The 15,602-nt window shown below is 47.4% G+C and carries 11 protein-coding genes; all 11 read right to left on the bottom strand.

The genetic code is table 11. The annotated features are described in order from the left end of the window. Positions 1–3: 3 nt before the first annotated feature. Entirely contained in the window at positions 4–549 is a 546-nt protein-coding gene (locus G441_RS18180) for a DUF4123 domain-containing protein (RefSeq protein ID WP_051275407.1), read from the bottom strand. Continuing rightward, positions 550–2,808: a type VI secretion system Vgr family protein gene (locus G441_RS18185; protein WP_051275408.1), complete on the bottom strand. Its 2,259-nt coding sequence runs from the start codon at positions 2,806–2,808 to the stop codon at positions 550–552. It lies immediately after the preceding gene. Between the two features lie 103 nt (positions 2,809–2,911). Beyond that, positions 2,912–4,558 (bottom strand): sigma-54-dependent Fis family transcriptional regulator, encoded by a 1,647-nt coding sequence (locus G441_RS18190; protein ID WP_051275409.1) that lies wholly within the window; start codon positions 4,556–4,558, stop codon positions 2,912–2,914. A gap of 17 nt (positions 4,559–4,575) precedes the next feature. Then, positions 4,576–7,245 carry a type VI secretion system ATPase TssH gene (tssH, locus tag G441_RS0107305; RefSeq protein ID WP_026375738.1) on the bottom strand — a complete coding sequence of 890 codons (2,670 nt, stop codon included), beginning with the start codon at positions 7,243–7,245 and terminating at the stop codon, positions 4,576–4,578. Between the two features lie 16 nt (positions 7,246–7,261). Next, positions 7,262–8,533, bottom strand: a complete 1,272-nt coding sequence (locus G441_RS0107310) for a type VI secretion system baseplate subunit TssG (RefSeq protein ID WP_026375739.1) — start codon at positions 8,531–8,533, stop codon at positions 7,262–7,264. Next, positions 8,497–10,281 (bottom strand): type VI secretion system baseplate subunit TssF, encoded by a 1,785-nt coding sequence (gene tssF, locus G441_RS0107315; protein ID WP_026375740.1) that lies wholly within the window; start codon positions 10,279–10,281, stop codon positions 8,497–8,499. Before tssF ends, G441_RS0107310 begins: the two co-directional genes overlap by 37 nt. 1 nt (position 10,282) lies before the next feature. Then, complete coding sequence (gene tssE, locus G441_RS0107320; RefSeq protein WP_026375741.1) at positions 10,283–10,705, bottom strand: type VI secretion system baseplate subunit TssE; 423 nt, start codon at positions 10,703–10,705, stop codon at positions 10,283–10,285. An 11-nt stretch (positions 10,706–10,716) separates the two neighbouring features. Then, complete coding sequence (gene tssC, locus G441_RS0107325; RefSeq protein WP_026375742.1) at positions 10,717–12,198, bottom strand: type VI secretion system contractile sheath large subunit; 1,482 nt, start codon at positions 12,196–12,198, stop codon at positions 10,717–10,719. Between the two features lie 11 nt (positions 12,199–12,209). Continuing rightward, positions 12,210–12,698: a type VI secretion system contractile sheath small subunit gene (gene tssB / locus G441_RS0107330; RefSeq protein WP_026375743.1), complete on the bottom strand. Its 489-nt coding sequence runs from the start codon at positions 12,696–12,698 to the stop codon at positions 12,210–12,212. Positions 12,699–12,716: 18 nt separating this feature from the next. Next, on the bottom strand, positions 12,717–14,333 hold the full coding sequence (tssA, locus tag G441_RS0107335) for a type VI secretion system protein TssA (protein ID WP_169726057.1): 1,617 nt from the start codon (positions 14,331–14,333) through the stop codon (positions 12,717–12,719). Positions 14,334–14,384: 51 nt separating this feature from the next. Beyond that, the coding region (locus tag G441_RS19830; RefSeq protein WP_026375745.1) for a hypothetical protein at positions 14,385–15,602 on the bottom strand (1,218 nt) is incomplete at its 5' end.

Below are 15,602 nucleotides of genomic sequence, written 5' to 3' on the forward strand. Positions count from 1 at the left end.
GAATCAAACCTCCGTGTTCTGTAACTCGATCACGTCAACGGACAGTTCCAGTCCATTAAAGCGACACAGGCTTAGTTCATCCCGCCCAAGGTTGGGGAAAGCAATAACCCCTAAATTAGCAAAAACCTCCTGTAACTGTTCCTGATTGCAAGTTGGAAGAAACATTTCCATGACCCTAGGATCATAGAATCGAAATAATAGGGTTATTCCCTCTGGAGACCTCACTAGCTGAAGCTTTCGCACTTGCCTCCTAAAGGCTTCAGGCTCGAGGGCTGATTCGATGAAAATATTCCAGTGATTACCCCAACCTTCGCGTAACAACCAATTAGTAAATTCAGAATCTCTATCCAATCTCGCCATATACGGCGCCACTTCTTCGACGTCCGGCTCCAGTTCACCACTCCACAAACAACTGCTTTGTGGTTCCCAATCGTAGATCTTAAAGCGCAATTCTGTGCATGCTGCACCGTCTATCACTGCGTAAATGTTGTTTTCAGGATGGGAGAACAACACCTGCTTGATCCTTTCGAGTTTTTGCTCTTCAAGCATTTACTTTGCCCCCGCCTTATTTTCTTTGGCCTTTTTTTCCTGTTCCTTTTTAGCTGCTTCACACTGCTCACAGAAAGGTGTACCCGACTCAGCCGCCTGCTTCATTGCCTTGGCCTGAGGACCATAAGTTGATGGCCTGATAGGTGTCGACTTATCAGTGACTTTCTCCACCTTTCCGGCTTTGGCATTATCAGCTACTATGGGCTCTTCGACTTTCTCTGGCTTAACTGGTGGAGCTGGTGGCGAAGGCATTGCCGGCCCTGCGGCACCTCCGCTGTTAATCATTACAATTGGACCTGAAATAAAAACTCCACCGGCATTAATGCTTATAAAGCTGCCACCTGCCTTTATATTGATCGCTGCGCCAGCCTGAAGGTTTATGTTGGTACTCTTTACATCCACTTTGGTACCAGAGTTGAGACCAAAATTCATGCCCGCCTTCAGATTGATATCTTTGCCCGCTTTCAGATGCTCAGAGCCCCCCGTCTCGCTCTTGCGGTCTCCACTTATTTTGTAGCTTTCATCTCCGGAAGTTTCTTGCATGATATTGGCATCAAACGTACGACTAATATCACCATCTACTTGATGGAATTGATTGCCTTTTACAATATGATGTTCGTCTTTCTCAACCTGGGTAAATTTTTCTTTTTTAACAATTTGGTGGCGCTGATTGCCTACCCATTCAAACGATGAATTTCTTACACGCTCATCTTTATTCATCTGCGCGTGTATGAATATTTGCTCTTCGCCTTTCTTGTCCTCGAAGCGAAGTTCATTAAAACCACCGCCTCCTTTTGAGGAGTTGGTTTTGAGCGTACTGACGGTCTTCTTGTCAGGTAATTTATATGGCGTGCGATTATCGCCGTGATGAACGCGACCTATCACGATGGGGTTGTCAGGGTTGCCCTCAATAAAATCGACGATGACTTCTTGACCAATACGGGGTAGAGAAAATCCGCCGTATCCACCACCGGCCCACATCTGGCTTACTCGGATCCAGCAGGAGGAATCCTGATCGGATTTACCCTCTCTGTCCCAATGAAACTGTACTTTTACGCGGCCATGCTCGTCTGTGTATAACTCTTCACCGCTTGGGCCAGTAACAATGGCTGTTTGTGTTCCTTCAACAACGGGTATCCGTGACTCTCTCGTCGGTCTGTATGCTACAGTCAGGGGGATACATACGAAACGGTTATTGTATCGGCTTCCCTCTTGGGATGAGTCTTCCTGATAAACCTGCGCCTGCACGGCAACGTGCTCAACCCGGGTGATCAGATAATCATCATTAAAGGTATCTCGCCGCTCATCATTAAGGTAAAAACTGTAGCCGGGTGTCATGCGACTGACGTTACTTTTACCCTTCGCGGCGGTTTGATACGCCTCGGCACTCTGTAAACGAATTTTGGCCAGCTTGTCCCCTCTGGCTTTATCGGCAAACCACCCCGGGTATTCATAGACTTCGCGCTCTTTGTAAAACTCGCCCTTTTGCTCGGACTCGAGCTTCATGGTGGGCTTGGTAAAATTATAATCACGCAAGGTAACTTTGCCTGGGGTCAGCGAGTGGGCCATTCTGAATGCATAAATGTAATGATTAGAAACCATGCCACCCTGCGTAGTGATCACAGGCACATCATCATTTTCTATAGATGGCAGCGTGGTGGAATCATCATGGAAGACCAGCACATGTTTGTCTTCTTCATGCTCGAAATAATAGAAGATCCCTTCATGTTCTAACAGGCGGGAAATAAAGTTGAATTCAGATTCCCGGTATTGCACACAGTAATTATAAGCTGGATAACTGCCCTGACAGTCCCACCGGTATTCATCGCCCTCAAGACCTAGTTCATCGAGGAGTTGTTCAACGATATCCTTGACGTTTTTTTCCTGAAATATCCGACAATTTGTACGGTGTTGCATCACCCAGATTTTTGGCACTATTACCGCATGATAAGTGGTGTACCGAGCGCCCTCTTCCGCAATTTCGAAGTGACTGACCACTCCATGTAAAAAGCGCTCCTGCGTATCTTCTTCAGTAAAAACGGTATCCGACTCGGCGTGCTGATGGTTGAGGATAGTCAATACGCAGCCTTGCCCGACAACATCTTCAAATGCAATATCATCGTCTTCAGACAAAAGTTCGACCTGAAACTCATAGAGTTCAGAGATCCCCTCATGGCCGCGCATCCGCGCCACACTGAAATCGACCGATGGATCGGCCAATTCGAAAAACATGTACTCTTCGTCGGAACGAAAACCCATAAGACTCTCCGATACCCCTTAGCTGCTCTGGGGAATACTCACTAAAACCACATTAATCCGATTTATTATTCAAAAAACGCGCCAGTTCACTTTTTACCGCTGCTCATTCCATACTGAATGTATCCATTCTGCGCAATTTATGCTTCGACAGCTTATCGACCAGTGTTCGTCGGGATAGTCCAAGCTGCTTAGCAGTGAGCGACTGGTTGCCGTGATTCGCTTCAAGCGCATCTTTCAATAGTTTTGCTTCATAAGCAGACACTTTGTCTTTAAGGCTGTCACAAGCATTTAAAAAATCGTCCTCTGTGAATTGCCCATCACTGTTTTCACCCAGGTCCAAAGACAAACACTGCATATCAAATACGTTGCCTTTACCGACCATTATTACCGCGCGCTCAATAATGTTCTGCAGCTCTCTCACGTTGCCCGGGAACGGATAGCGATGAAGCAGGTCCATGGCTGCCGAGTCTATCCTTTTGATTTCCTTATCATATTGTTTGGAATATTTATCGATGAAATAGTTGATAAGTGCGGGTAGATCTTCCTTTCTCTCCCTAAGAGGCGGCAGCTTTATGGGGAACACATTGAGCCGGTAATATAAGTCTTCACGAAAGCGCCCTTCGCTGACTTCTTTATCCAGCATGCGGTTGGTCGCTGCAATTACCCGTACGTTTACCTTTATGGTGTCTACTCCACCGATTGGGCGAATTTCCCCTTCCTGCAACACTCTGAGTAACTTGGACTGCAACTCTAATGGCATCTCGCCAATTTCATCCAAAAATAATGTGCCATTGTTGGCAACCTCAAATAAGCCTTTCTTATTATTGGTTGCACCGGAAAATGCGCCTTTGCGATAACCAAACATTTCACTTTCCAGCAAATCTGGGGGAAAAGCTGCGCAGTTTTGAGCAACAAATTGCCCAGTTCTGACCGGGCTATTTCGATGTATGGTTGCAGCGATTAGCTCTTTACCAGTTCCTGTTTCGCCATTCAGTAATACCGTCGCGGTACTGTTGGCTACTTTTTCGATCAACATGAAGACTTTTTTCATGGCTTCACTGCGGCCAATCACATCATCCAGCATTAAAGATTTAAATAAGCGTCCTTTTAGCTCTTTATTTTCAATGATTAGGGTCTGATTAAGCTCTTCCTGCTGCTTCAACAACACTTCATTGGTATTAATCAGCTGGTTATTTGAGATGGAGATCGATGCGATTGACGCAAAACCTCTAATAAGAGGCTCGATGTGAGTGGAGAAAGATTCTGTCTCGCCTTCTCCATTCTCAACGCAATTAAACAGCAGTAATACGCCGTTACTGCCCGTCTCGCTGCCGGATAGCGGGATAGCTAGTAATGAGCGGGTTCGCGTACCAAGCAGCTTATCGTTGTCGTAAAACTCGCTAAAATCAAAACCGGTATACTGATAGATGTCTGCGATGTTCACCAACTGGCCGGTTAATGCGCAATACGCCCTAACGTCCGAGAAACGTCCCTGGCTTCCCGTTTCCAACGGAATAGGATTCCAGGTCATGCTCTTTGAAGAGAACATTTTGCCTTGCTTAACTTTCGGTAACAGAAACCGTTTAGTCTTATCGAGCAGGTATACTGCTCCGCCCTCAGCAGAGGCAAACCGGCGAGCAGCGTCAACGACGAGTTGGAGCTGTCTGTCCAGATCCCGCTCGTTACCCATTTTCTGGGTAACGTTAAATAGCTGCTCTAAAAATAACCCCGGTTGCTCTACGCTTAACATGGTCGGTGACGTTCCACTCAGCTAAACTGAGTGGCAAACTCTCCGTCGTCTGTCATCGACAGTGTCAAGGTGCTGAATTCCTGCTCATCTTCCATTTTCTCTAGTATGTCTGTGGCGATCATTGGCAGAAGCGCACCATTGATGATGTGATCTACATTTCGGGCACCGGTTTCGACTTCAGTACAGCGGGCGGCAATCGCCTCAATAACGTCGTCGCCGTACACCAACTCAAGATTCTGACTGTCTTTGAGACGGCCCTTAACCTTGTTGAGCTTAAGCTTCACAATGTCGCCCATCACGTCCTGTCCAATTGGATAGAAAGGCACAATCTTCATACGTGCCAACAGTGCAGGTTTGAAGTGTGCACTAAGGATCGGACGAATAGCCTCTGTGATCTCTTCGACTGTAGGCAATGTTTCAGCGTTAACGCACATATCCGTGATAACGTCTGTCGCGAGGTTACTGGTTAAAAACATCACGGTATTTTTGAAATCAACCAGCTGTCCTTCCCCATCAGATAACACGCCTTTATCGAATACCTGGTAGAACAGATTTAGCACTTCAAGATCAGCTTTTTCCACCTCATCCAGCAACACTACTGAATAGGGCTTTTGCCGCACCGCTTCGGTTAGCATCCCCCCTTCACCGAAACCCACATAGCCCGGAGGTGAACCGATCAGGCGCGATACTGAGTGCTTCTCCTGGAATTCGCTCATATTGACCGATGTCAGATAGCGTTCACCGCCAAACAGGAGATCCGCTACACCGATACAGGTTTCGGTTTTACCCACGCCACTGGGCCCGACAAACAGGAATACACCAATTGGCGTATCCGGGTTGTTTATCCCGGCTTTTGACGCTCTTATACCCTGATCGATGGCATCAATGGCATGGTTTTGGCCCTTTATGCGCTGTTTCAGGTTGTCAGCAAAAGACAGCACAGCTGCGGCTTCATTTTTCACCATCTTACCCACTGGGATGCCTGTCCAGTTTGAAATTACTTCACCCACTACTGAAGGTGACACTTCATAATGAACCAGTGGATCATCGCCCTGTAGCTCGGTGAGTTCGCCTTTAAGCTCTGCTATTTTGATCTTTATCTCTTCTGCAGATAGCGATGGCTCATCTGATGATTCCTGTTCATCATCCTCAACAGGCTCCTCATCGAGGGCAGCAAGCTGTTGTCGTAGTGACAGGATCTCTTGTGCCAGACTGACTTCTTTTTCCCATCGCTCGGTCAAGCCGTGGATCTCACCATTCTTTTCAGCAATGGTTTCGTTGAGTTCATCCAGCTCGTGCTCGGTGATCACGTCTGCATTGACATCACGCAAAATCGCATCATGTTCACGTTCTAAGGTTTTCACCTCACGTTCCAGATAATCGAGACGCTCGGGTTTGGCACCAATACTGATTTTCACTCTGGCTGCTGCCGTATCCAGGACATCTACCGCTTTGTCCGGAAGCTGACGGCCATTAATGTAACGCGCTGACATTTCAGCAGCTGCAACCACAGCATCATCACGCACGTAAACGCCATGGGCTTTTTCATAGATTTTGCGCAGCCCGCGGATGATCACAACCGCCTGCTCAGGAGTGGGTTCATCAAGTTTCACCAACTGGAAACGTCTGGCTAGCGCGGGATCCTTTTCAAAATATTTTTTGTACTCAGACCAGGTTGTCGCCGCAATGGTACGCAATTCGCCTCGTGCCAGTGCAGGTTTAAGCAAGTTTGCCGCATCGCCGCTGCCCGCCGCGCCGCCGGCACCGATTAAGGTGTGCGCCTCGTCGATAAACAAAATGATAGGCTTAGGTGAGGATTTCACTGCGTTGATTACGCCGTTAAGGCGATTCTCAAACTCACCTTTAACAGACGCACCGGCCTGCAGAAGGCTTAGATCCAGACCGATAATATCGACATTTTTCAACATGTCCGGCACGTCACCTTCAACAACCTTCAGTGCCAATCCTTCTACAACCGAGGTTTTACCGACACCCGCTTCACCGACACAGATAGGATTGTTTTTACGACGACGAGCAAGAATATCAACCATCTGGCGTATTTCACGGTCACGGCAGAAAACCGGATCAATGCGTCCCTCTCTGGCCTGCTCAGTAAAATTGACACAATACTTTTGCAAAAACTCATTATCACCAGCGGATGCCGCTGCACTTGCCTTCGCAGTACCGCTGGATGCGGCTGACACTTCAAATGCAGTTTCTTTTGAGTCGACAACAATATCGTTAAAACTTGCTTTTAAATCGTCGTAGGATATGTCAGATAAATCGTCAACGTACTCAGACAGTCCGTGACGACGAGTATTCGCCAGAATCGCCAGCACGAGTGCACCAGAGCGGATCTTGGTGGCACCCAGTTCCAGTGAAGACACCAGCCATGCATCTTCGAGCAGCCCAATCAGGGTCTTGGAGAACACAGGCTTTTGCTTATTCTCACCGACGCCTCGTTCCACTGCATCCTGAAGGTGCTTAACAAACTTCACGATGTTGATGTTAAAGTGCGCCAGCACCAGGGCAAGATCGTTTTCGTCTTCCAGTAATTTCAGCAGGAAGTGTTCAACGGTGATCTCGTAACTTCCATTTGATACGCACAGTCCTGCTGCGCCCTCCAGCGCTTGCGTACAGACTGGATTTAAGCGTGTCACAAACGACTTTAGTGTTATTTTTTCCATTAACTTCCCCTGATTATTAGTCGACGAGTGTCGTGTAATTGCCCCTTCCAGGCTCTCCTAACCAACAGGAATAGCCTAGTAAATAATGTGGCTGTTCGCCTAACTGCCAGGGCAATTCACACTCATCATGTAAATGCAGGCAGATATCAAACAGTTGATCATGTGCAGTCAGATAATTAAGTAACGCGATAAGCTCTTGATATCTGTTCTGCGGATTTTGCTCGATAGGTAAAAAGCTTAAAAATGTTTCAGTATCCAACTCACATAGGTGCAGTCTGAATTTATGCTCAACATCTTCGATGACTTCTCCAAGCACAATAGCCTTACCTAGCTGGTTAGCCTGATAGCCAAGCTGAAACTGCTGAAACCGTGGGATGTGAGCGTCTCTTGAGATCGCTTCCTCAACCCACACGTCATGCCAAGGCAGGCCTAGATATCCGGAAACCACCTTAACAATAACTTCCGGAGAGCCTCGATTAATGGCCAGTAAGCCGGAGTGCTTTAACAACAGTGGCCAGTGTATTGGGCTGGCTTCCCTATGCTGCTTTTCAGGCGCACCGATAAAGCTATAGAGCATATCTTCAAAACCGACCGGAGGCCGTTTGGTATGGCGTTCTATTGGCCGGTATTTTTTCGATACTTGTCCATAAAGCGACACGCTTTGATGGTTAAATAAATCAAAGAAGTCCCGTTCATTAGAGCGAGGCGGCTGATACACCTCGAGAATAAGTTTCTCTTCACCCAGCAGCTCAAGCTCTGACGGCGACAGAATGCTCTCCAGAGGTTCTTTCGCGAATAACGTTTCAAGCTCCAGTGAGGTCAGCTTCCTGATTTTTTTTGTCCCGGCATTGACCGCTTCTTTAAGCTGTCCTGCTCTGGATAGAGCGGCGGCAATATCGAATTGATGCACGGCAAACGCTTTGCAATCTTTTTTACTGCACAAATAAAAGCATTCGCCCTCGCCCTGCGCATGGCGGACAAATTCCTGAATTATTGACTCTGTGTAATACACTGGCAGCGGCGACGCAGGCCCATATAGGCCAAGAAAATTAACCACGACCTCGTAGTAGCCTGTGCCGGTAAGAGTAATTGAGTCAATGTCAGAAGACGGAAAACTTAACGAGGGATTCGCGCGATACAGTACAGGCCCGAAACCAATGTCATCATCTGTTCTTTCGTCACCAAGGTAGCTGAGCAAGTCCTGGACCTGCTCGAAAGAAAAGTGCCTTGCCTCTTCAGTAAGGCGGCGGGTCAGAAGCGTTCTCGAGATCCGCTCGACATTGGCCATGAATAGATTTCCCCGGATTCCAGCGCTTTTATTTTCAGTTGATGGAATGAATTGGTTCTGGCGTACTGAGCAAAAAACAAATTAAGAACCGAAGCAAATAAATACATGTTTGCCTCGCCTTGTAGCCCTTTTGCGCCAAATTTGCTTTCTCTCAGATATAAGGTTGTTTCGAGCCCCATTGTAGGTCTTCCGGCATGGACAACATCGATGTTTTTTGTTTCAACATTCTCGATGCCTTCACACAATAACTTTGTGGCCCTCTCACGCTGGCGATTGGTAAATGCTGCAAAGTCGTATATTCGAACGAGGCTCCTTATTCCCTCGACCGTCACAATGGAACGATAATGCAGTGCCAAATTAGCCAACAGACGCCAGTGCAAACCCGATACAAAAGGAGGTGACATGGCGGATGTGACACGAGATATGTTGTTGAAGGTGACATACTCTGGTGAGTTGCCTGTATCACAGTTTATTTGTCCGGCTTGCAAACTGCCGGGCAGATTTCGATTGGTACATACCAATTCTACCGATATCGTCTCGTTGTGGAACTCTTCGTTCTGGCTGCCGGTGACGAACGAAATATAATGATCAAGACCTTCGTTCAGTACTGATGGCCGGTAGTTGAGCTTATAAAACGCGCCGCCCTCAGAATCATAGTGCTTGGTATGTTCAAACGACTCGTATGGTGCGTAATTAATTTGCGTGCTGCGTCCTTTTAACTTACCGGTCACCTGCTCGACCGAAAACACCTCGACATGTTCAAGGTTATCAGTTGACGGCCGAACCAAATACTCACTGCGAAGATGCTCAAGCCTGATAGGGTCTGCGTCTTGCTCATACAAATTAACGATTGGCGTACAGAACAGCCTGAAATTTTCCTTACGCACCTTTATCTGGTTGTCAAACTGCCGCATAAAACGGAACGTAAGTGAAAATGATTCAAGCTTGGGCTCTTTTAAAATATCACCGAGCGAGTGCACATCGAAAAATAAAAACTTCTCACCAAGCTGAAAATATTCCTGCAACAAACGATACCCTGAATATGTTTTTGCAGGGTTGGGTAGCAAACTTTGGTCGGCTGCAAAACCGGTGGGCTTGACGGCATAAGCAGGCAGCGTTGTTTTTTTAGCGGCGTTTTCTCCTTTCACTTTGATACTGACTTCGACATCACGTAAATAGCGGAATAACCACATATACAGAATGCGAGAAACTGGCCGCTTCTGATCTTCATGCAGGTGCAAACGCAATGTATCAAGGTTTATATCTTCAGATGACACGCCCGGCTCTATGTCAAAGCCAATTTTGATGTACGCCCCATCAGACGTATCTTTGGCCGTGGCACTTTTAATCTCAATAGGCGCTACATCAACGTCATAACAGGTCTGAAAACGGCAGGCTGTCCCCTCGACTTCAACAGACTGTACCTCGGTACCGCGAGGGATTGTTTTCTTTTCGGTGATGGCTTGTGCTCTGGGCGTAAACTCCAGTATTGACATAGACGGCGTAGGCCGTAAGTAGTTTGGCCAGAGCAAATTAATCAATGAGTGAGAAATCTCTGGAAATTCATCATCCAGTTTCTGACGCAGACGTCCGCTGATAAACGCAAAGCCTTCTAGCAGCCTTTCTACATCGGGGTCTTCACTGTCCTCTGAAAGAAATTTTGCCAGCCCTGGATTTTGCTGAGAAAACGCACTGCCCAATTCACGCAGCGCATTGAGTTCATCCTGAAAATATTTATTAAACGCCATGTTAGCTCATTACCTTAAATGAGCCGTTGCCTTCAGATCGTGTTTCAAACCGAATACGTTCTACCTTTCCGGCAATATTAAGCCTGGCGACAATTTCGAACTGGATGTTAAGTGGGTCGTTCTCATCACGGACATACTTAACCCGTACACGAGTGAGTCCAGGCGCGAAGGTTTCGATTTGATTCTTGATAGCTTTCGATAAATCGCTGATAGCGGTAGCAAACCCTTCCTTGGCATCTAAGTCGTTCAGATCCGGCAGACCAAAATCAGGATTCGCCAGACAACTCCCTTGTCTGACGTTAAACATATCCTGAAGCTGCAATAGTACTGATTTTTTGAATACTTCCCGGCTTTGCTCAGGTCGAGCTTTCGGCCTGGTTCCCCCTTCGCGTATTCGTTGAATCAGGTACTGGTCATACTCCATAGACTACTGCGCTACTTGTCCAACTTACCGACCAGCGACAATGTGAAATCAGCGCCCATGTACTTAAAGTGAGGTCTGACTTTCATGCCGACTTTATAAAAACCAGGTTCGCCTTCCACATCGTCTACCGTGATCTCTGCCGAGCGAAGCGGACGTCTGGCGCGCACTTCGGCGCTGGCGCCATCCTGGTCTGCGACAAACTGTCGGATCCAGACATTTAGTTCATCCTGAATATCCAGACGCTCTTTGGTGCTACCGATGTTCTCACGTTGCAGTACTTTGATGTAATGCGCCAAGCGGTTAACCACATACATGTACGGAAGCTGAGTGCCAAGTTTGTAATTGGTTTCTGCTTCCTTACCTTCTTTGCTGATACCAAAGAACTTCGGCTTCTGAATTGAATTGGCAGAGAAGAATGCAGCATTGTCACTGCCCTTACGGAAGGTCAGCGGAATAAAGCCAGCCTCGGCAAGCTCAAATTCACGCCGGTCGGAAACCAGCACTTCAGTCGGAATTTTGGTTTCCAGTTGTCCCATGGTCTCATATTGGTGCAAAGGAAGATCTTCCATCGAACCACCACTTTGAGGGCCAATGATATTCGGACACCAGCGGTATTTAGCAAAGCTATCTGTCAACTTTGAGGCCAGTGCAAATGACGTATTACCCCAGCAGTAACGCTCATGATCTTCGTTGATGGTCTCATTGTAATTAAATGCTTTAACTGGATTTTCCTTACTGTCGTAAGGCAATCTCAGCAGGAAGCGAGGCATGGTCAGACCAAGGTAACGTGCATCTTCAGACTCACGCAGTGAGCGCCACTTGGCATATTGAGGGCCTTCAAAAATTGACGCAATGTCATTCAGCTTGGGTAGATCTTCAATATTGTCTACACCGAAAAACTTAGGGCTGGCTGCTGCAATGACGGGTGCGTGCGCCATTGCCCCGACGCTCATCATCGATTGCATCAGTTTGATATCTGGCGATGAATGATCGAACTCGTAGTTGGCGATAATAGAGGAATAGGGTTCACCACCAAAGTTGCCGTATTCTTCGGTATAAACCTTTTTATACAAACCTGATTCGCTGATCTCGGAAGCATCTTCAAAGTCAATTTCCATGTCTTCTTTCGACACATTGAGGATATTGATCTTGTTGTTCTCACGAAAATCAGTGCGGTCAACCAGGAATTTTAACCCGCGCCAGGCAGATTCCATTTTCTGAAACGATTCATTGTGCAGAATGGCGTCCATCTGCACGCCTAATTTCTTATCTACTTCAGAAATCATTTCATCAATGAGTGCTTTACGTACGCGCTCATCTTTGTTCGATGATTTGAGCATTTCAAGGATAAATGCCTGTACGCCTTTCGACGCAACATCATAAGACTCGTCGGAGCGAGAGATGTTGGCCTGCTCCATGATCTGATCGAGCAGTGAGCTTTCCGTGGTTTCTGCCTCAGCGGCTTGTGACTGTTGTTTTTCTAATTCAGACATGGCGTACCCCCTTAATCCTTGTCCATACCAAGCTCAGACATTAGCTTAGCTCTTGCATCATCATCACTCAGCAACGTTTCCAACTGCTTTTTGAACGCTGGGATATTACCTAGCGGTCCCTTTAAGAACGTCAGTGCATTGCGCAGTTCAAGCAAGGTGTTTAATTCCGGCACCTGACGGATAACGTTTTCAGGTTCGAAATCACGCATGTTCTTAAATTCAAGTGAAACGGGAAGCTCTTCGCCGTCCTCTTCACTGAGCTTATTTTCAACAGTGAAATCAAGCTTTAGATTTTGCTTAGCCATGACGTCATTAAAGTTGCTTTTATCGACTGAAATAGCTTCACGTTCCTGAATATCGTCTTCTTCCTCACGCATGGTAAAGTCGCCGACGACCAACAGTTTATTCGGTAATTCGACTTCTTCCGAACCACTGTCCGTGTGGGCTTTATACGTGATATTCACGCGCTCTTTGGGTGCAATTGAGGTGCTTTTTGCCATTTTCTTTTCCTCGTTAACTTACGCGCGTGTCATATCCAGCGCGGCAATTGGATTAAACGCGAATACTTCACGCTTTAACTCTTCTATCTCATTCGATTTATCAGCAGCAAGCTGCTTTTTGGTCTGTAAACTGTCATAACAACCTAACAACATAGCAGAGACTTGGTGGAAAGTCTTAGTATCATAGTGACTTGCCATTTGTGTCTGCATACTGCCGCGCAGGCGTTCAAGAATATAAACCGACACATCTTCGCGGCCGTTTTTCTTGCATAACTCAGCAAGCAGCAGCTGCCGATCTGCATGATCCTTGCCTACCTGTGCTGTTTCGGTTGCAGACGTAAACGCTTCGATCGCTGATGCGAATCCGTCTTCAGCAGACAACTCAAGGGCTTTTTGATAGGCCTCGTCAATAATACTATTCTGCTGTGATGCGCCTGAATTATTGCCGTCGGGGGCCTGCGAGCTGCCTCCCTGTGATAGCCACAACAGGGTCTTTTCATCAACAAATGGGCTGCCATCGTTAAATGTTGATTCTTTCAACTGGGGATGCATTTCAAGAAATACCGCCGTATCGCGTTTAACCGTATCAGCAGCTGCCTGTTGCCCAATGGCCTTCAAGCCTGCATAAATATAACGCTGCAGGGACAGGCAAAATATCGCACCAGAGTTAAAGATTGCTTCAGCCTGATTGGCAAGTTGTTCAAACTGCTTCTGCTGCTCAAGCTGTTCAAGCTGCTTCATCACATCAGCACTGGGTATGGGAGGCATTACACCAGACGCTGGAATAACGCGGACCTGCAACCATTTCGCCTGACGTGCATAGTGTAGTGCTGTTTCATCAAACGGCTTATCTTTTTTGAGAAGGTCGGCAACCTGCTGAAGCACCCTCCCCGCACCCGCCAACGCCTTATCCAGTGATTCGGCCGATACCTCAATATTATCAGCCTTTGCAATCGCAGGAGGCGGCGTAGGCGTGGGAGAAGGAGTTGGTGTAGTTGATTCAGGCGTCGAAGCGGATTGCTCGGGTTCAGGCTCAGGTTCACTTTGCGCTTCTTCAGCCTGCTTCTTTTCCTCTAGCAAATGCGCGGCAACATCATTGAGTCGCTTGAATTTAGCGCGCAATTCAAACGTGGAAGGCGCGTCCTCACCTAACTTTTCAGCTAATGCGGCATCGCAGGCCATAAATCCGTCAAACGCTGCGACGACAGACTCAAGGTCGTCCTGTTCGGACACCTCCCGCGCTTCAAAATCTTTATCAAGTCGTCCGGCCAGCCAGGCAAATGCTGCAGCACGCGCCTTGCCCTGACGCTTGCGTCGTCTTGGAAAGATCTCCTCCCAATAAGGCGCTTCTACCAAACCTTTGAACAGCTCGAAGCCTGCACAAAGACCAGCGAAATCGCTTTGCTGGTAAGCGCTGTAGGCAAGATAGCCTCCAACCCGAAGGTCCTTGGTTTGCGTCGACAGTAATCCCTCGGCGAGCTTAGCGATTTTTTTCCAATCAACCGGCACGCGCTCAATACCTTCGAGCTTGGCCAACTCAGCTTCAAGATCATCAAACTCAGCAAAGGTTGCCGGGTCTTCACCGGGTCCATCGCCGATTGGGGCGAGTAATGTTGCGAACGTATCCTTTTCCATAAGCATACTGCTGTAAAAAGCGTGACGGGGCGAAAGCCCCGTCTTTACTAGTTACTCAGCACCAACCTCGCTAATCAGCTGCGACGAGGTCCAGCGAATAGCGAATTCATCCGCTTCTTCCTGGTCAGCAGGCAGTTTAATTGATGGCTCTGGCGTTCTGAAGATGGTTGCGTCGGCGTCGATTGATTCACCGACAACCACGGTTTCTTCTTCACTACCCTGAGCAGCCGCAACGGCGCCTTCACGAGCTTCTCTTGAGACTGAGCCGCCTTCTAGGAATTGAGGCGGTACGGCATCAAACAAATCAACAGAAGTATCAAAGGTTGCACCGTCAGAAATAGCATAGCTAGTACCGGTTTCAAGAGCAGATTCTATATTGTCTGCCAGAACCAAAAGTGGGTTAGTAGTCGCGTCTCTTGTAGCGACTCTAAGTGCACCACCAACATCAAGGGTACCAATCAGAATAGTTGTGCGAAGTCCATTCAAGTCCAACGATTGGTCAAATGAATCTGTTCCGTATGTCGCAATACTTAATTCGTTCGCAGTAACCTGTGAAAGGTCAATAAATGTGTTGGATGTTAACGCCACTCTTGAAGAGGTTGTGTCACCAACGAGACCCACGCCAGTTATCGATTCACCGGCAATACTGGCACTGTTAAATCCAGAGATAGTCTGTGCGATGTCTACATTACCTCCACTAACCAAGTTAAGCGTGGCAACATCTATTGAACCAGTAGTAATGTCGTTTGCATCGGTCACCGACGCGCTTTCATCTGACTGCAGGGACAAACTTCCAAAATCGTTGCTCGAATTAGTTAGTGATATTGAATTTGCACGCAAGTCAGCACTATTTACCACCACAGACCCACCAGATGTCTGGCTCAACACACCCCCAGTTTCGATAAACAAATTATCAACAGTCACATTTGCAAGCTGAATGTCATCTTCATCATTAATTGACGCATCACCCGCGACATCTAGTGATAAAGAACCAAAGTTATTCGTGGCTGCAGTTAGGGTTACTGAATCGGCAGTAAAGCTAGCTTCTCCCGCGTTAATAGCTGACTGTTCCGATTGAGTCACCGATCCTCCACTTGTTATCGATAAACTATTAACGTTGACGTTCCCTAACTCGGTATCTCCAGAATCACGTACCGTAGCACCACCTGCTGATTGCAATGCCAAGGTACCAAAGTCGTTACCGGCATTGAACAAGGTGATTGACGCTCCGTTAAAGCTCGCGCTGGACGCAGTCAGGGCCGTTCCGGC

The organism is Aestuariibacter salexigens DSM 15300, assembly GCF_000429145.1.
In the GTDB taxonomy this organism is placed as follows: domain Bacteria; phylum Pseudomonadota; class Gammaproteobacteria; order Enterobacterales; family Alteromonadaceae; genus Aestuariibacter; species Aestuariibacter salexigens.

Excerpts from the sequence above, each read along its gene's own strand:
- G441_RS18180 (WP_051275407.1), bottom strand. The coding sequence starts at position 549 with ATGCTTGAAGAGCAAAAACTCGAAAGGATCAAGCAGGTGTTGTTCTCC.
- G441_RS18185 (WP_051275408.1), bottom strand. The coding sequence starts at position 2,808 with ATGGGTTTTCGTTCCGACGAAGAGTACATGTTTTTCGAATTGGCCGAT.
- G441_RS18190 (WP_051275409.1), bottom strand. The coding sequence starts at position 4,558 with ATGTTAAGCGTAGAGCAACCGGGGTTATTTTTAGAGCAGCTATTTAAC.
- tssH (WP_026375738.1), bottom strand. The coding sequence starts at position 7,245 with ATGGAAAAAATAACACTAAAGTCGTTTGTGACACGCTTAAATCCAGTC.
- G441_RS0107310 (WP_026375739.1), bottom strand. The coding sequence starts at position 8,533 with ATGGCCAATGTCGAGCGGATCTCGAGAACGCTTCTGACCCGCCGCCTT.
- tssF (WP_026375740.1), bottom strand. The coding sequence starts at position 10,281 with ATGGCGTTTAATAAATATTTTCAGGATGAACTCAATGCGCTGCGTGAA.
- tssE (WP_026375741.1), bottom strand. The coding sequence starts at position 10,705 with ATGGAGTATGACCAGTACCTGATTCAACGAATACGCGAAGGGGGAACC.
- tssC (WP_026375742.1), bottom strand. The coding sequence starts at position 12,198 with ATGTCTGAATTAGAAAAACAACAGTCACAAGCCGCTGAGGCAGAAACC.
- tssB (WP_026375743.1), bottom strand. The coding sequence starts at position 12,698 with ATGGCAAAAAGCACCTCAATTGCACCCAAAGAGCGCGTGAATATCACG.
- tssA (WP_169726057.1), bottom strand. The coding sequence starts at position 14,333 with ATGGAAAAGGATACGTTCGCAACATTACTCGCCCCAATCGGCGATGGA.